22 protein-coding genes and 1 other RNA gene are annotated in these 24,256 nt (G+C 38.7%); 20 read left to right on the forward strand and 3 right to left on the reverse strand.

The genetic code is table 11. The annotated features are described in order from the left end of the window. Positions 1 to 12: 12 nt before the first annotated feature. Together AB3I72_RS10670 and recU are read right to left on the reverse strand one after the other, a co-directional pair. Positions 13 to 2,349, reverse strand: coding sequence for a PBP1A family penicillin-binding protein (locus tag AB3I72_RS10670; protein ID WP_002360569.1), 2,337 nt, complete (start codon positions 2,347 to 2,349; stop codon positions 13 to 15). 41 nt (positions 2,350 to 2,390) lie between these two features. Next, positions 2,391 to 3,008 carry a Holliday junction resolvase RecU gene (recU, locus tag AB3I72_RS10675; RefSeq protein ID WP_002388848.1) on the reverse strand — a complete coding sequence of 206 codons (618 nt, stop codon included), beginning with the start codon at positions 3,006 to 3,008 and terminating at the stop codon, positions 2,391 to 2,393. 62 nt (positions 3,009 to 3,070) lie between these two features. Between recU and AB3I72_RS10680 the strand changes: the two genes are divergently transcribed. The 16 genes from AB3I72_RS10680 (at position 3,071) to AB3I72_RS10755 (ending at position 18,698) form a co-directional block, all read left to right on the forward strand. Further along, positions 3,071 to 3,613 carry a DUF1273 domain-containing protein gene (locus AB3I72_RS10680; protein ID WP_368023908.1) on the forward strand — a complete coding sequence of 181 codons (543 nt, stop codon included), beginning with the start codon at positions 3,071 to 3,073 and terminating at the stop codon, positions 3,611 to 3,613. Positions 3,614 to 3,706: 93 nt separating this feature from the next. Then, positions 3,707 to 4,117 (forward strand): cell division regulator GpsB, encoded by a 411-nt coding sequence (gpsB, locus tag AB3I72_RS10685; RefSeq protein ID WP_002357990.1) that lies wholly within the window; start codon positions 3,707 to 3,709, stop codon positions 4,115 to 4,117. Positions 4,118 to 4,224: 107 nt separating this feature from the next. Further along, an RNA gene (gene rnpB / locus AB3I72_RS10690) (RNase P RNA component class B) lies at positions 4,225 to 4,593 on the forward strand. 237 nt (positions 4,594 to 4,830) lie between these two features. Further along, positions 4,831 to 5,994, forward strand: a complete 1,164-nt coding sequence (locus tag AB3I72_RS10695) for a class I SAM-dependent RNA methyltransferase (RefSeq protein ID WP_002357989.1) — start codon at positions 4,831 to 4,833, stop codon at positions 5,992 to 5,994. A 17-nt stretch (positions 5,995 to 6,011) separates the two neighbouring features. After that, the gene (locus AB3I72_RS10700) at positions 6,012 to 7,508 is read left to right on the forward strand and encodes a carboxypeptidase M32 (RefSeq protein ID WP_368023909.1); all 1,497 of its coding nucleotides are present in this window, start codon (positions 6,012 to 6,014) and stop codon (positions 7,506 to 7,508) included. A 32-nt stretch (positions 7,509 to 7,540) separates the two neighbouring features. Then, a complete protein-coding gene (locus AB3I72_RS10705; protein WP_002361632.1) occupies positions 7,541 to 8,257 on the forward strand; it encodes a DnaD domain protein in 717 nt (238 codons plus the stop codon). 14 nt (positions 8,258 to 8,271) lie between these two features. After that, a complete protein-coding gene (gene nth / locus AB3I72_RS10710; RefSeq protein ID WP_002357985.1) occupies positions 8,272 to 8,919 on the forward strand; it encodes an endonuclease III in 648 nt (215 codons plus the stop codon). 171 nt (positions 8,920 to 9,090) lie between these two features. After that, positions 9,091 to 9,855 (forward strand): GntR family transcriptional regulator, LSA1692 subfamily, encoded by a 765-nt coding sequence (locus AB3I72_RS10715; protein WP_002361633.1) that lies wholly within the window; start codon positions 9,091 to 9,093, stop codon positions 9,853 to 9,855. Further along, positions 9,852 to 11,150, forward strand: a complete 1,299-nt coding sequence (locus tag AB3I72_RS10720; protein WP_368023910.1) for a Sapep family Mn(2+)-dependent dipeptidase — start codon at positions 9,852 to 9,854, stop codon at positions 11,148 to 11,150. The genes AB3I72_RS10715 and AB3I72_RS10720 overlap by 4 nt, the downstream gene beginning before the upstream one ends. A 169-nt stretch (positions 11,151 to 11,319) precedes the next feature. Further along, a complete protein-coding gene (locus tag AB3I72_RS10725) occupies positions 11,320 to 12,273 on the forward strand; it encodes a N(4)-(beta-N-acetylglucosaminyl)-L-asparaginase (RefSeq protein WP_181033832.1) in 954 nt (317 codons plus the stop codon). A gap of 19 nt (positions 12,274 to 12,292) precedes the next feature. Then, positions 12,293 to 12,622 carry a PTS sugar transporter subunit IIB gene (locus AB3I72_RS10730; RefSeq protein WP_002357981.1) on the forward strand — a complete coding sequence of 110 codons (330 nt, stop codon included), beginning with the start codon at positions 12,293 to 12,295 and terminating at the stop codon, positions 12,620 to 12,622. An 18-nt stretch (positions 12,623 to 12,640) separates the two neighbouring features. Continuing rightward, positions 12,641 to 13,996 (forward strand): PTS cellobiose transporter subunit IIC, encoded by a 1,356-nt coding sequence (gene celB, locus AB3I72_RS10735; RefSeq protein WP_002384702.1) that lies wholly within the window; start codon positions 12,641 to 12,643, stop codon positions 13,994 to 13,996. Between the two features lie 17 nt (positions 13,997 to 14,013). Beyond that, on the forward strand, positions 14,014 to 14,532 hold the full coding sequence (locus AB3I72_RS10740; RefSeq protein ID WP_002361637.1) for a GrdB-related putative oxidoreductase: 519 nt from the start codon (positions 14,014 to 14,016) through the stop codon (positions 14,530 to 14,532). Positions 14,533 to 14,568: 36 nt separating this feature from the next. Next, positions 14,569 to 17,031 (forward strand): ATP-dependent DNA helicase, encoded by a 2,463-nt coding sequence (locus AB3I72_RS10745; protein WP_368023911.1) that lies wholly within the window; start codon positions 14,569 to 14,571, stop codon positions 17,029 to 17,031. Next, positions 17,028 to 17,993, forward strand: a complete 966-nt coding sequence (locus tag AB3I72_RS10750; RefSeq protein ID WP_002357976.1) for an asparaginase — start codon at positions 17,028 to 17,030, stop codon at positions 17,991 to 17,993. Before AB3I72_RS10745 ends, AB3I72_RS10750 begins: the two co-directional genes overlap by 4 nt. 21 nt (positions 17,994 to 18,014) lie before the next feature. Continuing rightward, positions 18,015 to 18,698: an HD domain-containing protein gene (locus tag AB3I72_RS10755; protein ID WP_016627391.1), complete on the forward strand. Its 684-nt coding sequence runs from the start codon at positions 18,015 to 18,017 to the stop codon at positions 18,696 to 18,698. 16 nt (positions 18,699 to 18,714) lie between these two features. Here the strand turns inward: AB3I72_RS10755 and AB3I72_RS10760 are convergent, their stop codons facing one another. Continuing rightward, entirely contained in the window at positions 18,715 to 19,209 is a 495-nt protein-coding gene (locus tag AB3I72_RS10760; protein WP_002357974.1) for a YajQ family cyclic di-GMP-binding protein, read from the reverse strand. A gap of 232 nt (positions 19,210 to 19,441) precedes the next feature. Between AB3I72_RS10760 and AB3I72_RS10765 the strand changes: the two genes are divergently transcribed. From AB3I72_RS10765 to rho, 4 genes are all read left to right on the forward strand, one after another. Then, complete coding sequence (locus AB3I72_RS10765; RefSeq protein ID WP_002381974.1) at positions 19,442 to 20,398, forward strand: YitT family protein; 957 nt, start codon at positions 19,442 to 19,444, stop codon at positions 20,396 to 20,398. 202 nt (positions 20,399 to 20,600) lie between these two features. Continuing rightward, entirely contained in the window at positions 20,601 to 21,470 is an 870-nt protein-coding gene (locus AB3I72_RS10770) for a class II fructose-bisphosphate aldolase (RefSeq protein ID WP_002357972.1), read from the forward strand. Positions 21,471 to 21,643: 173 nt separating this feature from the next. Further along, on the forward strand, positions 21,644 to 22,936 hold the full coding sequence (locus tag AB3I72_RS10775; protein ID WP_128437613.1) for a UDP-N-acetylglucosamine 1-carboxyvinyltransferase: 1,293 nt from the start codon (positions 21,644 to 21,646) through the stop codon (positions 22,934 to 22,936). Beyond that, positions 22,933 to 24,225 carry a transcription termination factor Rho gene (gene rho / locus AB3I72_RS10780; RefSeq protein WP_002357968.1) on the forward strand — a complete coding sequence of 431 codons (1,293 nt, stop codon included), beginning with the start codon at positions 22,933 to 22,935 and terminating at the stop codon, positions 24,223 to 24,225. The genes AB3I72_RS10775 and rho overlap by 4 nt, the downstream gene beginning before the upstream one ends. The last annotated feature ends 31 nt before the right edge of the window (positions 24,226 to 24,256 follow it).

Below are 24,256 nucleotides of genomic sequence, written 5' to 3' on the forward strand. Positions count from 1 at the left end.
GCCCCGTACTTTTTATGCTGCTTTATTTTCGTCTGGTTTAGAACTACTTTCAGGTGGTTGCGGTGGTTCTTGTGAACTAGAACTTGATGGTTCAGGTGGTTGTTCCGATGTTGCCGGTTGCTCTGCTGAGGAAGAGCTTGCCGGTTGTTCGGTTGATGGTGGCGCTTCAGAGGAAGAAGGCGCACTTTCTGAACTAGAACTTGATGAACTTTCCGCTTCTTTTGTGGAAGAGGATTCCACCGTACTGCTAGATTCCGGCTGTGGTGCTGAAGAGGTAGTACTTGGTAAAACTTGTACATTTGGTACCTCATAGGCATCTTTCACGTATAATTCATTACCTACCCGCACAACACTGTCTGGCTGCACCCAGTCATCGTTTGAAACATTTTGAGACAAGTAACTCATTATTTCACGATAAACATCCGAGGCAATTCCATAGTATTCTTGATAGATTGGTGTATTTCGATCATTGTATCCAGTCCAAACAGAAACGGCATAGTGTGTTGTATAACCAACAAAGGTACTATCCGGGGCAATTCCTTTTTCTGTTGTGCCCATTCGCGCTAAATCTTCATCAGTATAGTTAGAAGTCCCTGTTTTGGCCGCTTGGATTAAGCCTGGAATGGCACCGTTAAATCCTGTTCCACCGTTTAAAACATCTTTTAACATATCCGTCATCATATAGGCGGTAGAGTCTTTCATCGCACGTTTGCCATCAGGTTGATAATCAACGCTAGTTCCATCATTGAAAACGACTTTGTTTACGTAATACGGTTTGTTGTAAATCCCGTTATTGGCGAAAGCCGCATATGCTGCTGCTAATTTCAATGAGGAAATCCCGTATTTATCGCCATCTACGTCGCTTGTGTTACTTGAAATGGCATTCGACGCTTCTAAGTTTTTATAGTCAATTCCTAGTCCTTTAATGAAAGGCATGATGTTTTCTTTACCAACTTCATCAAACGTCTGGACCGCGGTCGTGTTACGAGAACCCATAATCGCACGGCGCATAGTAATGACGCCTTGATATGTTAAATCAGAGTTGAAGACATCAATGTCGGTACCAGGATATTTCGTTGGCTTATCCACCATGAGGCGACCTGTCGAATAATTTAAATTCTCAATTGCGGGACCATAATCCATGATTGGTTTCACGGTTGAACCAACATCACGTTGGGTGTTAACAGCTAAATTGTTTCCTAATTGTACATCATCAGGAATGTGACGACCACCAATCTGTGCTCGGACTTGTCCAGAGGCAACATCAATAACGGTTGAAGCCACTTGCATTTTATCATCTGGAAACGCAACGTATTGATCACTGTTGACAATATCGTAAAGTTGTTTTTGGGCATTCATATCTAAGTTTGTGTAGATATCTAGTCCGTCTGTGTAAACATTTTTACCAGTTTTTGCTTTCACTTCATTGATTACTTCTTTGACGTAATTATCTACGACTTTTCGATTGTCATCACTGGCTTTTAATGGAACTAAGCCTTCATCGATTGGGGTAGCTTTGGCTTTTTCGTACTCTGCTTTCGAGATTTTTTTATTGTCGTACATTGTGTAGAGTACGACATCCCGGCGTTCTTTAGCAGTATCTGGTTTTGTATAGGGATCATATGAGTTTGGCGCTTGTGGCATTCCTGCCAGTAGGGCCGTTTGTGGTAAATCAAGTTCAGATAAATGTTTACCATAATAATTTTCAGCCGCTGTTTCCATTCCATAGAAACCATTCGCCATGTAGACTTTGTTAATGTAGTAAGTTAAAATTTCTTCTTTTGATTTTTCACGTTCTAAACGAACAGCCATCCATGCTTCTTGTGCTTTCCGTTTCAAGGTTTGGTCAGATTCTTTTGTAGAGAAGTAGGACAATTTAATTAATTGTTGGGTTAAGGTACTTCCGCCTTGTAATCCACCATTTTTGACATTTGAAAGGGCAGAACCGATAATCCGAATCGGATCCACACCAATGTGTTTATAGAAACGACGGTCCTCGACAGAAACAATGGCATCTTTTAATAATTGAGGCACATCATTTGGTTGAATTAATTCACGCTTTTCTGCGCCTAAATCCTCAAAAATTTCATTATTAATATCGTAAAGCTTCGATGAAACTGTCGCATTCAGTTTGTCATCTTCTAATTTTGGGGCTTGTCGTGCATAGAACCAAAAAAGACCAACGCCTGCTAAAAAAGCGACCATCCCAGCGATAAGTAAGCCAAGAAAGATTTTTAAAACAAGCCGTTTTTTCTTTTTCGGCGGTTGTGTCTTTTTCTTGTAACTCGACTTCGATGAGGTGTTGGATGCATGTCTAGCAGCTCGCGAGCCTGAATTTGCGGTTGGCATAAATAGCAACTCCTTTGTTATACTTTCAAAACTTTATGAATCTAGTGTGTCTGAATATATTGTTCCACTGCGTCGAGATAAGGGATTCGCGGTGCGATTCCAAAAGATAATTCAATTCCTTCTTTCTCGATGAGTGCAAGCGGCATAGATTTTTTTCCAGTAACTGCTTGGTTTTTCCAATGCGTTATTAGATTTTCACCACTAAAAAAGAAGCAGCGTTTTAAGCTTGAAAACCATAATAGCACAAAACAAATCCCTTGTTGTGCTATACATTGTTCCATATGATCAATTTGATGTTGATGAAAATTTTTAAAGGGAAAGGACGTGGTATTTTTCGTTTCTTTCGCTTCAAAATCTATGTAACGGCCTTGATATACACCGTTATAATCAGTCGTTGAAGCTTGTCTAAAGTAGGCCTCCTTAATAACAGCCGCACTTCGTTTGGGATAATCTACTTTAACAATTTGAACAGGAGTGGGTTTCTTATGAACGACTGCTTGCTTATTCAATAGATAATATTGATTGCTTTGATTGATCGCTTCTTCGAAATCCATCCCGCGATTACCAAATTCAACGGGGCGTTTCTTTTTTACTTGTTTTTTTGGTGATTGTGCTTCATGATGATTATAAGGTATTCCGTTAGGATAATGGAACGTCACGTTTATCACACTCCTAGCCTGTATTATACCAAAAAAAAGACCTGAAAGAAAAGGGATGACTTATGGAAATGATAAAAACCCTCTATGTCACCGGTTATCGCAGCTTTGAATTGGGGATATTTCAAGGAAAAGACCCGAAAATCACAGTTATTAAAAATGTCTTAAAAAAAGAGTTAGCCAGTTATATTGAAACGGGAGTAGAATGGATTTTGATTTCTGGCAATTTAGGTGTTGAACTTTGGGCAGCTGAAGTAGTTGGGGAATTAAAAACGGAATATCCAGAAGTTCAGCTAGGTTTACTTTATCCGTTTAAAGACTTTGGCAATAATTGGAATGAACAAAATCGAGAACTGTTAACGAAAGCGGAAAGTTTGGCTGATTATATCAACTCAGTAAGTCACCAGCCCTATCAATCGCCAGCACAATTAAAAATGCATACAAAATTTCTTTTGGAACATTCTGGGGGCAGCTTACTTATTTATGACAAAGAGTACCCTGGCAAAACGGAGTATTTTTTAAAGGACGCACAACATTTTTCGGAACGAGAACCCTATGATATTCGCTTAATTACAATGGATGATTTACAAAACTCGGTGATTGATTAGAGAATCTGTTTGATTTTCTAGCTATTTTTCGTTACAATAGTATTTGTGGAACTATGAAATTTTCTATCGTAAATAAACAAATGAGGTGTAAACATGGCAAATTTAGTATATAGTCCTAAAGACATTTTACAAAAAGAATTTAAAACGAAAATGATGAACGGGTATGACCCAATTGAAGTAGACGAATTTTTAGACAATGTCATTAAAGACTACGAAGCTTATAATAAAGAATTATTAAGCTTGCAAGAAGAAAACAGCCGCTTAATGGCAAAATTAGACCAATTATCAAAAGCCCAACCAACGCCTCGTGTTGCTCAAGAAGTACCAAAAAGTGCAGCAGTGACCAACTTTGATATTTTAAAACGTTTATCAAACTTAGAGCGTGAAGTTTTTGGTAAAAAGTTAGATGAAACACCTTCAACACCTGTAACGCCTTCTGCACCGTCAATGACTGCAGAACCAGCGAATCATGATGTTGATAATGCACAAACACGTCAATTTTAACAAGACAATTTAAGTCAAGTTTTCACGAGGAACAGAAAGCATTTGTTAGAATAGCGGACACTTGTTGTAGTGTGTAAATTTTTGCTGTTCGTCTAAACAGATTTGTAATTTTCGGGTGATCGCGGTTTGCTTTTGCAAGCTGAGGAAAGTCCATGCTCGCACAAGCTGAGATGCTTGTAGTGTTCGTGCTTAGCGAAATCATAAGCTAAGGTACTCTTTTAGAGTAACGGCAGGAAAAATGACTAAGGTTTCGACTATGTCAAAGTATCCTTGAAAGTGCCACAGTGACGAAGCGATGTGGGAAACTCCATCGGTGGAACGCGGTAAACCCCTCGAGCGAGCAACCCAAACAATGGTAGGGGCGCTCTTCTAAAGGAAATGAACGAGTAGAAGAGGCAGAGTTTACTCTGCAGATAGATGATGACCGTCACCAATTTTTCCTGAAGAATTGGTGATACAGAACATGGCTTATAGAAAATTACAAGTAATTCAGGAAGACCTTCCAACGTAGTTGTGAAGGCTTTTTTTACGAAAAGAATAAAAAAATGTTAAAATAAAGAAACTGAGATAAAAGTAGTAAGCTGTCTGTTCTAAAGAGGCCGGGACAGGACCGTTTAGTTCAGAGAAAGCGGACAATTACAAAAAACAAGCGGAGCAGTAGTCGGCAGGACTGTTAGCTTCAGACAATAAAAAAGAGTCAAGAAGGAGTTTTTATGACGAAAGAAAAAACATTCAAACTTGTTGCAACAGCTGCTAGTGGCTTAGAAGCATTAGTTGGAAAAGAATTGCGTGATTTAGGGATTCCCTGTGAAGTAGAAAATGGCCGGGCCGTCTTTGAAGGCACTGTTGAAACAATTGCTACTGCCAATTTATGGCTACGAACAGCAGATCGGATTAAAATCGTCGTTGGCGAATTTAACGCCTATAGTTTTGATGAATTATTTGAAAAAGTTAAAGCACTTCCTTGGGAAGATTATTTGCCTTTAGATGCAGAATTTCCAGTTGCAGGTAAATCAATTAAATCAAAGTTGTATAGTGTTCCTGATTGCCAAGCCATCACCAAAAAAGCCATTGTTAACCGTTTAAGAGAAGTTTACCATCGTCCAGCGACGGTGCCCTTAACCGAAACAGGAGCTTTGTTTAAATTAGAAGTGGCTCTTCTAAAAGATAAAGTGACGTTGACGTTGGACACGACTGGGCCAAGTTTATTTAAACGGGGCTATCGCATTGAAAAGGGGGGCGCACCTCTTAAGGAAAACATGGCAGCTGCTTTAGTGATGTTGACCAATTGGCGCAAAGATCGTCCTTTTTATGATCCAGTTTGTGGTTCTGGAACGATTTGTATTGAAGCAGCATTAATTGGCCATAACATTGCCCCTGGCTTTAATCGTAGTTTTACTTGTGAAACATGGGATTGGGTTGATCCAGCAATTTTTGAAAAAGTACGTAACGAAGCCGAGGCAAAGGCAGACTACGATGTTGAATTAGATATCTGTGGTTCAGATGTTGATGGGCGAATGATTGAAGTCGCACGAGCGAATGCTGAGGAAGTTGGTTTAGGTGATTCAATTACCTTTAAACAATTGGCCTTAAAAGATTTTACAACCGAGAAGGAATATGGTGTAATGGTAGCTAACCCGCCTTATGGTGAGCGTTTAGGAGAAGAGGAAAGTGTTCGTCGTTTGTATAAAGAAATGGGCCATGTTTTCCGTCCGTTAACTACTTGGAGCAAGTATATACTGACGAGTGATCTTGCTTTTGAAGAATATTATGGTGCCAAAGCTACTAAAAAACGGAAGCTTTACAACGGAGCCTTACGAACAGATTTATTCCAATACTGGGGAACACGTCCACCAAGAAAACCACGGGAAGACTAAGAAAGCTGGTGTAAAAAATGAAGGAAGCTGTATTTTTACAAGAAGTGAAAGAAATTCAATTACTAAAAAATGCCTTGACATTATTAGACTGGGATTCATCAACTGGGATGCCAGAAAAAAGTAGTCCTTTTCGAGGAGAAGTAGAAGGGTATTTAACCGGATTATATTTTGAACGAAGTATTGGCCCAGTTATTCAAGAAGCATTGGCCTATTTTGAGACACGCCCTGAAGAATTATCTGAATTAGGGAAACTGGTTTTTGAAAAAGTAAAAGAAGAATATGCTTTGAATAAAAATGTTCCAGCTGAACGTATGCAAGAATATGTTAAAGTATTAAACCAAGCACATACAGATTGGCTAAAAGCACGCGCTGCACAAGATTTCGGCTTGTTAGAAGAAACCTTAACGAAGGTCGTTGCGTTCCAAAAGGAGTTCATTCCTTATTGGCAAAAAGAAGAAAAAACACCGTACGATGTGTTATTAAATCAATTTGAACCGGGGATGACGGTTGAGAAGCTAGACCAAGTATTCGACCAAGTAAAACAAGGGATTCAAGAAATTCGGACCGTTTTAGCGGAAAAAGGTACGCCGCCTAGAACTGACTTTTTATCTAGAAAAATGACCAAAGAACAACAACGCCGTTTTGTGATTGGTGTGGTTGAACAATTAGGCTATGATTTTTCAAAAGGCCGATTAGATGATACAGTTCATCCATTTATGACAGCTCTAAATCGAAATGATGCGCGGATTACTACGCGCTGGGAAGAAAATAATTTCTCAATGGCAACATTTGGTGTGATTCATGAAGCGGGTCATGGGATGTACGAACAAAATTTTGATCCTAAATTTGACTTTACGCCACTAAGCGAAGGCGCCTCTATGGGGATTCACGAATCACAATCGCTCTTTAATGAAATTATCATTGGTAGCAACCGAGCTTTTTGGCAAAAACAATACCCGTTTTTCCAAGAATGCGCAGAAGGCACTTTTGATGATATTACTTTTGAAGATTTTTATGCTTCTTTAAAAGAAACGAAAGCAAGTTTGATTCGGATTGATTCCGATAGTCTCACCTATCCTTTGCATATCATTATTCGTTATGAAATTGAAAAAATGTTATTTAATGGTTCTTTGGAAGTCGCTGATTTGCCAAAAGTGTGGAACGAAAAATACCAAGAGTACTTAGGCGTATCACCTGAAAATGATTTAGAAGGCGTCCTTCAAGATGTTCATTGGTCTGGAGGTAGCTTTGGTTATTTCCCATCTTATGCCTTGGGTTATATGTACGCCGCGCAACTATTTCACGCAATGAAACAAGAATTATCTGTTGATGAAATTTTAGCTTCGGAGGATTATTCTGATATCCGTAAATGGTTAACACAACATATTCATCAGTACGGCGCTTCACGTAAACCAAATCAATTAATTTTTGATGCAACGGGAGAAGAATTGAATCCTAGTTATTTAATTGATTATATGAAAGCTATTTATTTTGATGTTTATCAAGTGCAATAAGTGAAACAAGCAAGGGGAAGTGGACAACAACAATGTTATCAATTCGTGAATATTTAGAAGCTGGTGAAACAACAATCTCAAACTTACTATTTGATCATTACCAAAAAATTGGTTTGAAAGATGATGAATTTCTCTTTTTACTGCAACTTTTTCGTTCGCAAAATGCAGGCGATTTATTTCCAGACTTAATGGCGATTGCAGAGACGATGGGTAAAACGCCAGATACGATTTATAAGTTATTAAATCAATTGGTTTCTCGCGGTTTTATTCGAATTGAAACACAACAAAACCAAAAAGGTCAAATGATGGATACGTATGATTTACTGCCTGTTTTTCAAAAGATTCAATTATTTTTACAAACGAGCAAAGAAAAACAAGTTGTCGCAAACCACGAAGATGAAATTAAACAGCTTTACCAAGGCTTTGAAAAAGAATTCGGACGTCCACTTTCACCAATTGAATTAGAAATGATTGGTCAGTGGTTGAACACAGACCATTATTCCCCTGAATTAATCCGGTTAGCGTTGCGAGAAGCCGTTTTAAATCAGGCGTATAGTTTGAAATATATTGATCGTATTTTACTTGCGTGGGAGCGTAAAAATATTACCACCAAAGAACAAGTGGCTGCTGATCAGAAAAAACGAAAAGATTCTATGATTCAAAATGAGATTGAACAACAAGGTCAGACACAAGAAGCGTTACCAAAGGTTACATTACACAATTGGTTAAATCCAGAAGACAGTGAATAAAAAGGAGGTGGGCCATGCTATCAAAAGAGAAAACGATGGAAGCTATTGAAATTATGTATGAGATGTTTCCAAATGCAGAATGTGAATTAAAACATAAGAATCCTTTTGAATTATTAATTGCTGTGATTTTAAGTGCGCAAGCAACCGATGTATCGGTAAATAAAGCGACTCCTGGTTTATTCGCAGCTTTTCCAACACCAGAAGCTTTAGCAGCTGCACCGGTGGAGGAGATTATTGCTAAAATAAAAACCATTGGCTTATATCGCAATAAAGCAAAAAATATTAAAGCGTGCGCACAACAACTTTTAGAACGTTTCAATGGAGAAGTTCCGCAAACCAGAGATGAACTGGTCAGTTTACCTGGCGTGGGGAGAAAAACAGCCAATGTAGTAATGGGAGATGCTTTCGGCGAACCGGCTTTTGCAGTAGATACACATGTGGAACGAGTGTCCAAGCGCCTTAGAATTTGTAAGCTAAATGCGAATGTTACTGAAGTTGAGCAGACCTTAATGCGTAAAGTTCCGAAAGAACTCTGGGTGAAAACGCACCATACCATGATTTTCTTTGGGCGTTATCACTGCCTAGCAAGAGCGCCTAAATGTGAAGCCTGTCCGCTACTCTATATGTGTCAAGAAGGCAAAGAACGGATGAAAGGGAAATAGCATATTTTTTCCTAAGAAAGCGAGCCACAAGTCCAACCGACTTGTGGCTCGCTTTCTTTTTTGATTTTTAAGAAACACAACAAATGATTGCGGTTTCTTAAAAATTGATTTAGTATAGACAGTGTGGTATATACTAGGGAATTTATTTTTTGAAGAAAGTTAGGCGATGAAATGACAGAAAATGCACCTAAATTTAAGCAAATTTCTGCAGAAATTGAAAAGAAAATTCGAGATGGTCTGTATGTAAGTGCACAAAAATTACCTTCAGAGTATGATTTAGCTAAAGAATACAACTGCAGTCGCTTGACCATTCGTAAAGCGATTGATGATTTGATTCGCAAAAATATTTTGGTAAAACGACATGGTAAAGGTAGTTATGTGATGTCACAAGCGAAAATTCAAAGTGGTCGCGCTGGCTTACAAGGTTTTACTGAGGCAGCCAAAGCTTACGGGAAAAAAAGCCAGACAGAAGTCATTTCCTTTGAAGAAGTAGTACATCCCGATGAGAAAATTCGGGAGGCGCTCCAAGTGGGCAAAAATGAGGCAATTTATGAACTGATTCGCCGCCGAATGTTAGATGGCGAGCCAATGACAGTTGAAAAAATTTATTTGCCACAGGCATACGTACAAGGCCATACGAAGCAAGACTTCGAGGGCTCTCTTTTCTGCTTAATCGAGAAAAACGTCGAGATTGCTTATTCGCATCAAGAAATTGAAGCAATTTTAGTTGAAGCGGAAATTTCAGAATTATTGAATGTTCCTGTGGGCCAACCACTTTTACAAGTCCACTCTATCACCTATGCGCTTGATGCAACCCCCATTTTATATGATGTCTCTTTATATCGAGCAGATCGGTACACGTTTAAAAACACACTGACCCGCTATAGCCCGTCTGAAAACAACCAAGTGGAGCTAGGAGGTTCTTGGAACGAATGAAGATCAAAGAAGAAATAGCCGCTCAAAAAGATTTATTTTATGAAGACTTAAACAAAATTATGGCGATTCGAAGTGTGAAAGGGTCGCCTAAAAAAGAGGCGCCTTTTGGCGAAGGACCGAAAAGAGCCTTGGAAGAAACGCTGAAACTGGCAGAGCGTTATGGTTTTCAAACTGGGATTGTCAATGACGCAGTTGGCTATGCGCAATGGGGAACAGCGGAAGAATATCTGGGAATTATTGGTCATTTAGACGTAGTACCAGAAGGTTCTGGTTGGTCAGTGCCGCCCTTTCAATTAACGAAAAAAAATCAACGTTTGTATGGTAGAGGAATTCTAGATAATAAAGGTCCTATCTTGGCTTGCCTGTATGGAATGAAATTACTGAAAGAACTTGGTTACCAACCAAAGAAAACCATTCGCTTAATGTTTGGCACGGATGAAGAAAGTGGGAGTGGAGATATCCCCTTATATTTAGAGAAGGAAAACGCACCCGTTTTTGGATTTACTCCAGATTGTAAATATCCAGTAGTTTATGGGGAGCGAGGGATTGTTAATTATGAAATCACAACGACCATCCCAGATGATTCAAGTGAACAAATTGGTCATATTATGGGTGATCAAGCAAAAGACCATGTGCCTGATCAATTAAGTGTGGTGATTGCAGGAAAAACAACAGCAATCACGGGAAAACGTGCTCCTTCCAATGCGCCAGAACTAGGCAAGAACGCGATTACTTTATTGGCACAGAAAATTAGCGAGGAACAGTTAGTCAAAGGAAATTTATTACAGTATTTCGACTGGTTAACGGCTAGTTTTCATGAAAAGCACTATGGCGAAGGAGTAGCTCTGGACTTTAAGGATCAGGATAGCGGGCAATTGATTTTAACGCCCTATGCGTTGGAAAAACGAGGACAGCAATTGGTGTTATCATTGGCCGTGCGTTATCCTGTTTCTATTACAGAAAACGAAGTAACCACGCAGCTAACGAAGGCACTATTTCCAGAAAGTGAAGTGACCGTCATCCGCCGCCTCCCTAGTACGCTGTTTCCAAAAGATGAGCGCAATGTTCAAAAATTAACCAAGGTTTATGAACAAATTACTGGCTTAGATGGGACGCCAGTCACAACTACCGGTGCTACGTATGCTCGTTTTATGCCGAATATCGTTGCTTTTGGTCCATCATTTCCTGGTCAAAAAGGCATTGCGCATAACCAAGATGAATATATGGATGAAAAAGATTTACTGCTTAATATGGAAATCTATATGCAAGCGATGATTGCATTAACAGAAGCGTAAAACCAATAGAAGATACACGTATGAGAAGGAGCCAATGTGTTTCGTAGAGGTCGCATACGTGTATCTTTTATTTTTCTGTATAAAATTTCGTTTTCAGTATATACAAAACAGTATATACTAGTTTATAATGGTGGAGAAATGTAAGCGTTAACGAAAGGGCGGATGGAAAATGACTTGGGGTGCAATTGCGACATGGCGGATGGCACATGATGGGTTACTAAAAGCTACAGAAGAATTACAACAAGGAGGTGCTGCAGGCACGGCCGTGGAACAATTAATTAAAGAAGTAGAAGACTATCCTTTTTATAAGTCAGTGGGCTACGGCGGTTTACCTAATGAGGAAGGGATTTTAGAAATGGATGCTGCCTATATGGATGGAGACACATTTGCAATTGGTGCTGTGGCAGGAATTACAGATGTTAAAAATCCGATTTCAGTGGCTAAAGCATTAAGTAAAGAGAAGTTTAATAGTTTTCGTGTTGGCGTAGGTGCAACGAAATATTCAATGTTGCACGGTTTTGAAAGAAAGAATATGTTGACAGAACGCGCTAATCAATGGTGGCAAAAGCGTTTAAAAGAAATTCAGGAAAATCAGTTGAACCCCTATGATGGGCATGATACCGTCGGCGCTATTACGTTAGACCAAACAGGATCAATGGCAGCTGGCACTTCCAGTTCGGGACTCTTCATGAAAAAAGCAGGACGTGTTGGTGATTCACCACTGTCAGGTTCTGGTTTTTATGTTGATAGCGAAATTGGTGGTGCTGCGGCTACAGGATTAGGTGAAGATTTAATGAAAGGCTGTCTTTCTTATGAAATCGTCCGTTTAATGGGGGAAGGGCGCTCGCCACAACAAGCATGTGATCAAGCGGTCTATGCTTTTCACGAAAAATTGACCCAACGTTATGGGAAAGCAGGAGCTTTTTCACTGGTGGCCATGAACAAACAGGGAGACTGGGGCGTAGCTACGAATGTGGAATTTACTTTTACGGTTGGTACTGATATGCAGCAACCAGAAATTTATATTGCAAATCCAGGCAAGAATCATACCACAGAGATTCAGCCGATTTCACAAGAATGGTTAGCGGCCTATGAAAAAAGAATCAAAGCACCAATTGAATAAATGAGGAGAGTGAAGGAACATGAGTAAAAAACAAATTTATCTTTTTTGTGATGCAGGAATGTCTACAAGTATTATGGTGAATAAAATGATGGAAGTGGTTGAAAAACATCAAATGCCTTTAATGATTACTGCTTTTCCTATTGCAAGAGCACAGGAAGTGGTTGAAGCAGAGAAGCCTGTTGCTATTTTATTAGGACCACAAGTCCGTTTTTTATTAGAAAAAACAAAAGAACAATTTGCTCCTCAAGGGATTCCTGTCGCTGCAATTGCGCCAGAAATTTATGGCATGATGGATGGCGAAAAAGCATTGAAAGAAGCGCTGCGGTTAATTAAGCAAAATAAAAAATAATAGATAGGAGTGACGACCGTGCAAAAATTTTTGGATTGGTTAGAGCGCGTATTGACCCCTTTGGCAAAAGTGATAGGAGAAAATAAGTATTTAGTAGCGATTCGTGATGGCTTCCTTTTATCAACGCCCTTGTTGATTGTTGGTTCGGTCTTCTTATTAATTGCTAATTTTCCTTTGCCACAATGGGATACTTGGATGTCTCATTTGCTTGGTAAAGACTGGGCGACAATGATGTCTGTTCCAGCTAGTGCTAGTTTTGATGTAATGACCATTCTGGCCGTTGTCGGTATTGCCTATAGTTTAGGGAAACAATTCAATGTGGATGCAATGCAAGCAGGAATTATCGCATTGGTTTCATTTTTTATTGTAACGCCTTATCAAACATTATTTACACCGGAAAATAGTTCAAAGGTTTATGAAGTTACTAGTTTACCTTTAAAATGGATGGGTTCCAGTGGCTTGTTTTTAGGAATGATTGTCGCATTAATTGCAACTCGTTTATTTGTGGCCATTGTTCGTAAAGGATGGACAATAAAAATGCCAGAAGGAGTGCCACCAACAGTGGTTAAGTCTTTTGAGGCCCTGATTCCGAGTTTTTTAGTTGTTACTCTCATGTTTTTAGTCAATTGGCTGGCTGCTTTAACTCCTTATGGTAATTTACAAGATGTTATTTTTGAATTTCTACAAACGCCCTTATTGAGTCTTGGTAATACCTTAGGTGCAATGAGCATTGCTTATTTATTTTTACACTTCTTTTGGTTCTTTGGCATTAACGGAGGTAGTGTGGTTGGCGCAGTCTTTAATCCTGTTTTGCGGGCATTGTCTGTTGAAAATTTACAAGCATTTAAAGACGGTCATGAAATTCCCAACATCATCACTGGACAATTTCAAGATATGTTTGCAACATTTGGTGGCGCCGGTTCCACACTCTCATTAATCATTGTGATGGTCTTATTCTGTAAAAGTCAACGAATTAAAAAGCTTTCGCAACTTTCACTAATTCCTGGTGTTTTTGGGATTAACGAACCAATCATTTTTGGGTTGCCAATTGTTTTAAATCCAATCCTTTTAATTCCATTTGTCTTAGTACCCGCAATTAATATTATTATTGCCTATTTTGCTATGGATTGGGGCTTAGTTCCATTGACGAACGGTATTCAATTGCCGTGGACGACCCCACCAATTATCTCAGGATTTTTAGTCAGCGGTTGGCAAGGATCAATTCTGCAAGCTCTCTTATTGGTACTAGGAATGTTCATTTATTATCCTTTTATTCGAGTTATGGATGACCAATATTTACGTGAAGAATGGAAAGCACAAGAAGAAGAGAGTGAAGAAATAGATTTTGATTCCTTTGACTTCGATGATTTATAAATAAGGAGGAAATAGGCGTGAAAAAAATCCTTTTAGTCTTAAACCACAGTTTAGCAGGATTTGGCAGTGATGAACAAGCTCAGCTGAAACCAAGTGGTAAAAAAGCTCCCTTAGGTCCAGGGGTAACATTGCTACCATTTTTACAGAAGCAAGGAGCGGAAATTGTTGCGACACTTTATTGTGGTGACCAATATTATTTGGAAAACGAGGAAGAGGTAGCAAAGAAATTTATTGGCTTTGCAAAAAAGTTTCATGCCGATGCGGTTCTTTGCGGACCTGCCATGCATTATCCTAATTTTGGAGAAATGGCTGCTCGTCTAGCTTGTAAGTTTAATGCTGCGGGCATTCCTGCAATTGCAGCGATGGCAGAAGAAAATCCAGCAGTCAGTCACTATTATCAGCAAGTGCCAATTGTGAAGATGCCCAAAAAGGGTGGCATTGGTTTAAATAATTCGTTTAAACAAATGGCGCAATTGGTCGTGGCAAAAGCAAATGGAAAAGAAACCAAACAGTTAGAAGAAACAAGTTGTTTTTAATTGTTGATAATCTAAAGAGAAATCCAGAATGAATGCATGATTGTGTTCGTTTTGGATTTTTTGCTTTTGTTTAGCGAATGTATGTTCTATAATAGGGAGGCAGATAGGTGGGATTACGTGAAATCAACGAGAAAAATTGCGGTTCGTCAAGTGGTCGAATTTATTTTAAGGCGGGGAAGTATCGATTCTCGCCATGTGAGTGAACATACACCACAAGAAGGTAGTCACCTTCATCGAATGTTGCAAAAGGAAGCGGGGAGCCTTTATCAAAAGGAAGTATCTTTAAAAATTGAGGTGCCTTTAAATGGCCATAATTATTGTGTAGAAGGTCGTGCAGACGGCATTTTTGTGAAAGAAACTGGGCAAGTGGTCATTGATGAAATTAAAACATCCGAACCAGCGTTTGAAGAATTGCCGCCAGAAAAGGTCGAATTGTTTTGGTATCAAGTGATGTGTTATGGTCACATGTATTGCCAACAAGAACAACTTTCTGAAATAACGCTTCAACTCACTTATTATCAGACCACCACAAAACAAATCACACGACAAGAACGCTATTTTACAGAAGCTGCATTAGCGGAGTTTTTTACTGATTTGATGAAGCGCTATGAACAGTGGGTAATTTTTAAAGAAGAGTGGCGTATTTTGAGAAATAAATCATTAAAAAATCTTAGTTTTCCTTACGGGGAGTATCGCAAAGGGCAACGAGAATTGGCGGTAGCCGTCTATAAAACAATTCTTAGTAAACAGCGGCTCTTCGTGGAAGCACCAACTGGAACAGGCAAGACAATGTCCACTCTTTTTCCAGCGATGAAAGCAATTGGTGAAGAAGAAGGTGAACGGATTTTTTATTTAACAGCTAAGACCATCACGCGGCAAGTGGCTGAAGATGCCGTCAAAGCGCTGTCCGAAAAACAAGCGCAAACTAAGAGTATTACGTTGACAGCAAAAGATAAAATTTGTTTTTTAACTGAACGAAATTGTACACCAGAACATTGCCCGTTTGCTGACGGCTATTATGATCGTTTAAATGAGGGACTGTGGGATTTATTGCAACATGAAAATCATTTAACGAGAGAGGTTATTGAACGGTATGCACAAAAGCACCAATTGTGTCCATTCGAGTTGTCGTTAGATGCAAGTCTTTGGTGTGATTTAATTATTGGCGATTACAATTATCTATTTGACCCAACGGTTTATTTGCGGCGCTTCTTTGAAGAACCCCAAAGTGCAGAAGAGAATATTTTTTTAGTGGATGAAACCCATAATTTGGTTAATCGTTCACGGGAGATGTATTCGGCCGCTATTTCTAGGAATGCGGTTTTGCAAATTCAAAAAAGATTGCAAAAAGAATCTGTTCAATTAAAAAGAGCTTGTCAAAAAGTCTTAACTACGTTTGATGATATTGAAGCAATCTGCGAAGAAAAAGACACGGATTTTTTTGCCCAACGCGCGCCAATTGATTCATTAGTTAAACAGATACATCGATTAACAGAAGTAATTGCAGAATGGTTGCCAGAAAATCAACACATTGAGGAATTGGCGTCGATTCTCAGTTTTTATTTTGATTGTTTAAGTTATCTTCGAATCAGCGAGTATTACGACAACGGCTTTTATACGTCTATTTCTTTGCGAAACTATGACTGCGTTGTGAAACAATTTTGTGTCGATCCTGCTTATTTATTGTCACAACGATTAGATAAAGGGAAAGCGAGTATCTTATTTTCGGCAAGTTTAACACCTCTGAATTATTATCAAGAAGTGCTTGGTGGAGGTGAAGAAAGCCTACGTTATCGGATTCCGTATCCTTTTCCAGAAGAAAATCAATTGTTGATGATTGGTAGTCATCTTCAAACAACCTATAAAAACCGTGAAAAAAGTTATCCACAGATTAGTGAACTTTTAGGGAAGTTAAGTGAAACAAAAACAGGTAATTATTTAATTTTCTTCCCTTCTTATGCCTATATGGATGATGTCTATCAAGTATTTAGCCAACGCTACCCGCAAGTAAAAACTCAAATTCAGGGAACGGACTTAAACGAAAAAGAGCGAGAAGCATTTTTAGCTGAATTTAAAGAGAATCCTCAAGAAACTTTCATCGGTTTTTGTGTTTTAGGTGGTATATTTTCAGAAGGAATTGACTTGAAAGGTACCCGATTGATTGGTACGATAATTGTTAGTGTCGGGCTACCACAAATGAATCCGGAGCAAGAACTGATTCGCACGTTTTATCAAGAAGAGCGAGGGCAAGGGTTTCAATTTGCGTATCAAATTCCTGGTATGAATAAAGTCTTGCAAGCGGCTGGACGTGTCATTCGAGATGCGCGAGATAAAGGCTTTGTGTTGTTATTAGACGAACGATTTGAATTACCAAGTGTCCAGCGTTTCTTTCCGCCGCATTGGTTGGCGCATCGAAAGGCAAACACCAATGAACAACTTATTCAACAAGTGAAACAATTTTGGTTAAAAAATAAAGAAAACAAAGGAGGAAACAAATGAAGACCATTTTAGTCCTTCATACAGGTGGGACCATTTCCATGTCGAAAGTAGCAGGAGGAAGTGTTGCCCCGAATGAAAAAAATCCGTTGATGGAACAAGAAGCATTATTTTCTGGCAAGGTTCATTTAGTTGTTGAAGATATTTTTAATATTCCCTCACCACACATGACCTTAGAACGGATGTTTCAATTAAAAGAACGGATTCAAAAAGCTTATTCTGAACCAATTGATGGCGTGGTTATTACGCATGGAACAGATACATTAGAAGAAACTGCTTATTTTTTAGATATAACCTTAGAGAAAAAAATCCCCATTGTTTTAACAGGAGCAATGCGGTCAAGTAACGAAATCGGTAGTGATGGCTTGTATAATTTCATCAGTGCTATTTGGACTGCTTGTTCAGACGAATCGTACGATAAAGGTGTTTTAGTCGTGATGAATGATGAAATTCATACGGCGCGTTATGTGACTAAAACACATACAACGAACGTAGCGACGTTTCGGACGCCAACTTTTGGACCAATAGGAACCATTGCGAAAGAACGTGCTTTTTTTGCGAAAGAGGTCTTACCGCAAGAAGTTTGCGATGTTTCTTCTGTGAAAGGAAATGTTCACGTAGTGAAGGCCTATGCGGGGATGGGTGAACGGATGTTTGAATTATTAAACACCCCAGAAACGGATGGGTTAGTAATTGAAGCGCTAGGCGCGGGTAATTTACCGCCAGAAACGCTCCCAGCATTACAAAAAATGCTAGATAACGGGATTCCAGTCGTTTTAGTTTCTCGTTGTTCCAATGGCATTGCTGAAGATATCTATGATTATGCTGGTGGTGGCGTTGGCTTGAAAAAAATGGGGGTCGTTTTTGCCCGTGGTTTAAACGGACCGAAAGCGCGGATTCGTTTAATTGTTGGTTTAAACAGCGAAAAAAATCCTGCAGAGTTAAAAGAATTTTTGGAACAGTAACTAATTTTAAGGAGAAAATAAATGAAGCTGTTTGAACGCATTCATCAAGATACTGAAATTCGACAAATTTATGATGCAATTGGTCAAATGGAAGATGAAGAAGCTGGGTGGGCATACCATAATTGGTTTCATGTAAACAATGTCGTAGCCATGACGGAAATGATTTTGAAACAACTTGCTGTTTCAGAGGAGTATTTAGAGGCGGCAAAAATTGCGGCACTGCTCCATGATGTGGGTGCGCTACAAGGAAAAGCAGGACATGCACTTCGTGGGAAACAATTTGCAGAAGCATATTTTCGTAAGCAAAAGATTTGTTTGCCTTATCAAGAAGAAATTTTATCTTCTATAGAAAATCATAGTAACGGCTTTGATTCGGAAGAGCTAATGACGCTAGCGCTAATCATTAGTGATAAATTAGATATTACAACCTCTCGTGTTGCAAAGGCTGGTTATTTCGTGCCGGGAATGCGGCAACTTCAATTTTTAAAGAAAATTGAAATTATGCTTTCAGAACAAGAGGTTTGTGTCTCGTTTACGGCAGAAGAAGAACTGGATTTAGAAGAATTAAATGCGTTTTATTTTATGCCAAAGGTTTTCAAAGCAATTGCCGCTTTTTCAGGAAAAATCCAACGCCGACCAATCGTTTTATTGAATAATCAAGAATGGCCGGTACCAAAACAAAAAAATCCTTCAACTGTTCATTAACAGTTGAAGGATTTTTTTAGCGATAATTATTAAACTCAAGAGCCATGGGTAAATCTAATTCTCGTAAAAGAGCCATGACTTTTTGTAAATCATCCCGACTTTTTCCAGTTACCCGAATTTTGTCTTCTTGGATTTGTGACTTAACTTTAATACCAGAGTTTTTGATAGCTGTGTTGATTTTTTTTGCATTTTCTTTATCAATACCACTGATTAAATCACCATATTGGCGAGCGGTACCGCCTAAGGCTTTTTCACTTTCTGAAAAATGAATATTTTTAATCGGAACATTGCGTTTGACTAATTTTCCAAATAAAATATCCTTCACTTGCTCGACTTTATAATCATCTTCAGCTACGACTACTAGTTTATCGTTTTCCAATTTAATATCAGCAATTGACCCTTTAAAGTCAAAACGATTTTTCAATTCTTTCAAGGCAATTTGAATTGCGTTTTTGACTTCCTCCATATTGACCTCTGAAACTACATCAAAACTTGCTTCTTTTGCAGCCATGTAAAAACCTCCTAAAATATTCTTTGCTTCATCATATCATGAAATAGTAAAAAAGGTTAGGTTAGAATCATTTTGAATAGAGAAATAAGAAGATCAATTTTTAGGGATATCTTCCCGCATTCTTTCATGTAAACGTTGCAAAAAAAATTTTCAATGTTCGCTTTTAGCCCCTTTTCTTTTAGGATAGAACCTGTTATTCTAAGTCAGAAGAATAGCGAAGGAGCGAAGAAAAATGAGTCGATTGGTTAGTACTTACCAAAGAAATGAATCGATAAAAAAAATAGCAGTGATGGCGATAACCGCTTTGACTTCTGCGGTCGGTTTGAATTTCTTTTTGATTCCGGCAAAAGTTTTTTCGGCAGGGATGAACGGAATTGCGCAAATCATTGCTACATTATTATATACAAATTTAGGAATTCATATTAATACAGGGATCTTCATTTTATTTTTAAACATTCCCGTCTTCATTCTAGGGTTTGTAAAATTAGGGAAACAATCAACGATTCTTAGTTTCATCAATGTTATTGGCATTTCCGTTGTGACTATGTTTGTGCCAATCGTAACAGTCACTACGAATCCTTTGATGAACGCAATTATGGGTGGTGTCTTAGTCGGCGTTGGCGCAGGGCTTTCATTGAAAATGGGCTTTAACACTGGCGGCATGGACATTATTTCACTGATTCTTTCAAAAACAACAGGGAAAACAGTTGGTAATTTTATGTTCTTATTAAATGGTATTATTGTGCTGTTGGCTGGTTTTGTATTTAACTGGGAAAGTGCGTTGTATACTATTATTTCTATTTACTGTTTGAGTCAGGTGGTCGACATGATTCATACCAGTCACCAAAAAGTCACAGCTATGATTGTCACTACGAGACCAGAAGCCGTTGCCTTAGAAGTTTCTCAACAAATCGCTCGTGGCATGACCTTGTTGCCTTCAATCGGCGGCTATTCAGGTGCAGAAGGTCGAATGATTATGATGGTCATTACTCGCTATGAACTCTATGATTTAGAACAGGCAGTTTACAGTATCGATGAGAATGCCTTTGTAAATATTTTACCAACACAATCGGTTTTAGGGCGTTTTGCTAATGAAGATGAACAACGGATTTTTCATAGTACAGGAACATTTCCTGAGCTTCAATCCTACAAGGTGAAACGTTATCCGCCAAAGAAAAAATTAAAATAGCAAGTCGGCCTTCAGATCCCAAAGTGATAACGGGAAAACTGGAGGTTTTTTTATAAAAATGAAGGTTATGTGAAAGAATAGACAAAAATTTTCTGAAAAAGGGAATTTTACTAGAAAAGTGTCAGGAATTCTGCTAAAATAGAACCGTTGGTTAGGGAACACCTAACAAATAAAGTTTTTAAAAACTTAGGAGGAATTTTTTATGCCAGTAGTATCAGGAGCAGAATTCTTAAAAGCAGCACGTAAAGGCGGCTATGCAGTAGGTGGCTATAACACAAATAACTTAGAATGGACACAAGCGATTTTAGAAGCAGCAGAAGCTAAAAAAGCACCAGTTCTAATCCAAACATCAATGGGCGCTGCTAAATACATGGGCGGCTACAAAGTAGCTAAAGACATGATTACTAATTTAGTAGACTCAATGAATATCACAGTTCCAGTAGCAATTCACTTAGACCACGGTGACTACGAAGCTGCTTTAGAATGTATCGAAGTTGGCTATACTTCAATCATGTTTGATGGTTCTCACTTACCATTCGAAGAAAACTTAAAATTAGCGAAAGATGTAGTTGAAAAAGCTCACGCTAAAGGTATTTCTGTCGAATGTGAAGTTGGTTCAATCGGTGGTGAAGAAGACGGAATCATCGGTACTGGCGAATTAGCTGATATCGAAGAATGTAAACAAATGGTTGCTACAGGTATTGACTACTTAGCATGTGGTATCGGTAACATCCATGGTCAATATCCAGAAAACTGGAAAGGTTTAGCATTTGATCACTTACAAGCAATTGCTGAAGCTGTCGGTTCTGATGTACCTCTAGTATTACACGGAGGTTCTGGTATTCCTCAAGAACAAATTGAAAAAGCAATTTCAATGGGTATCTCAAAAGTTAACGTAAATACAGAATTCCAATTATCATTCGCTAAAGCAACGCGCGAATATATTGAAGCTGGTAAAGATTTAGAAGGTAAAGGATTTGACCCTCGTAAATTATTAGCACCAGGTAAAGCTGCAATCATCAAAGATGCAGAAGAACACATTGATTGGTTCGGTTCAGCTAACAAAGCTTAATCAACTAGTTACGTTAAAGACAGCCACAGCACGTGGCTGTCTTTTTTATTTTTTGTTATTTTTTCATTCTATTAAAATACCTGAGAAGTTTTCTTTTTTCTTAAGCTTGATTATGATAGAATGATTGGGTAGTTTATTTAGAAAACGTATATTACAGATAGGTGAGAATATAAATGAAAAAAATCGTAATCAATGGGAATCGTCCATTAAAGGGCGAAGTAACCATTAGCGGCGCCAAAAATAGTGTGGTCGCTTTAATTCCAGCTGCTATTTTAGCAGATTCGCCCGTGACTTTAGATGGCGTTCCTGACATTCAGGATGTTCACTCATTAATTGAAATTTTAGAAATTATGGGTGCTAAAATTACTTTTGAAAATAATACATTAATTATTGACCCAACAGAAGTTGTTTCTGTGCCAATGCCAAAAGGAAAAATCAATAGCTTACGTGCGTCCTATTATTTTATGGGCTCACTTCTTGGTCGATTTGGGGAAGGCGTTGTCGGCTTACCTGGCGGTTGTTACTTAGGACCTCGTCCAATTGATTTACATATCAAAGGATTTGAAGCATTAGGCGCTCATGTAACCAACGAACATGGGGCGATGTACTTGAGAACAGACGAAGCTGGCTTACAAGGAACACGAATTTTTATGGATATGGTATCTATTGGCGCTACAATCAATGTCATGTTAGCCGCAGTTAAAGCCAAAGGCAAAACGATTATTGAAAATGCTGCGCGTGAGCCAGAAATTATTGATATTGCTACATTATTAAATAACATGGGTGCAAAAGTCCGAGGAGCTGGAACGGACGTTATTCGGATTGAAGGTGTCGAAGAATTACATGGTTGTCGTCACTCGATTATTCCAGATCGAATTGAAGCTGGGACTTATTTAGCTATGGCAGCAGCTATGGGTGAAGGAATCAAAGTTCGAAATGTTATTTATGAGCATTTAGAAAGCTTCATTGCGAAATTGCAAGAAATGGGCGTTAAGATGACAATTGAAGAAGACATGATTGAAGTTCATCCGTCACATGATCTGAAAATGACAATGGTGAAAACCTATCCATATCCTGGTTTTGCCACAGACTTGCAACAACCGTTAACGCCATTACTTTTAAAAGCGCAAGGAACTGGTGAAATTATTGATACGATTTATGCTCAACGAAATAAGCATATCCCTGAGTTAGTGCGGATGGGGGCTGATGCTTCGGTTGAAGGCAATATGATTATTTTAAATGGTCCAAATCAATTGCACGGTGCAGAAGTAGTCGCCTCTGATTTACGGGCAGGCGCTTGCTTAGTCACTGCCGGCTTGATGGCTGAAGGTACGACCACAATTTATAATGTAGAATATATTTTACGTGGGTACGACCACATTATCGAAAAGTTAACTGCTTTGGGCGCTGATATTCAAATGCTAGAAACCGAAGAACAAGAAGGTCCGTTTGAGGTGGATCAATGAGCGACTATTTAACAATGGCTGAATTGGAAAATAGTACGTTAAAAGATATTTATGCGTACGCGAAAGAGTTTAAAATTCCTTATTATAGCCAAATGAACAAAAAAGAATTGTCTTTAGCTGTGATTCGTGCACAAGCTGAGAAGCAAGGGTTTTTCTTCATGGAAGGAATTTTAGATATTGTTTCTCAGGATGGTTATGGCTTTTTGCGGCCAATTAATTATGGACCAAGTGCAGAAGACATTTATATTTCTTCTTCTCAAATTCGTCGTTTCGGATTGAGAAATGGGGACAAAGTAGCTGGCAAGGCGCGTCCGCCAAAGGAATCAGAACGTTACTATGGACTCATGCATGTTGAAAGTGTCAATGGGAAAGATCCTGAAGAAGCGAAAGAGCGGCCACATTTTCCAGCGCTAACACCGTTGTATCCTGAAAAACAATTAACGTTAGAAACCACGGCTGGCAGATTATCAACACGAATGATTGATGTATTTGCCCCAATTGGTTTTGGGCAACGTGGTTTAATTGTAGCGCCGCCAAAAGCGGGAAAAACAAGTGTTTTAAAGGAAATTGCTAATGGGATTACAGAAAATCATCCTGATGTGGAATTGATTCTGTTGTTAATTGACGAGCGTCCTGAAGAAGTGACTGATTTAGAGCGAAGCGTTAAAGGCGATGTGGTTTCTTCAACTTTTGATCAACAACCACAAAATCATACGCGAGTTGCTGAATTGGTTCTGGATCGAGCAATGCGCTTAGTTGAAGATAAACGGGACGTAGTTATTTTAATGGACAGCATCACTCGTTTAGCAAGGGCCTATAATTTAGTGGTCCCGCCTAGTGGTCGAACCTTAAGTGGCGGAATAGATCCAGCTGCTTTTTTCAAACCTAAACGATTTTTTGGTGCTGCCAGAAATATCGAAGAAGGGGGCAGTCTGACTATTTTAGCCACGGCATTGGTGGATACAGGTAGCCGAATGGATGATGTCATCTATGAAGAATTCAAAGGCACAGGCAACATGGAGCTCCATTTATCTCGTGAATTAGCAGAGCGCCGTATTTTCCCAGCAATTGATATTAAAAAATCAAGTACGCGAAAAGAAGAATTGCTAATGACACCAGAACAACTAGAAGAAACGTGGAAATTGAGAAATAATATGTCAGGAGACTCGCTGGAATATACGGATCAATTCATAAAAATGTTAAAACGGACCCAAAATAATCAACAATTATTTGAAGTTTTCCATGATGTTTCGTTTGGCAAACAAATTAAAAGAAATCCAAAAAGATAATTGCATACCAACTGAAAACATGGTAAGATAG

The sequence above is a fragment of the Enterococcus sp. GC34 genome, assembly GCF_040886645.1.
Lineage (GTDB): Bacteria > Bacillota > Bacilli > Lactobacillales > Enterococcaceae > Enterococcus > Enterococcus faecalis.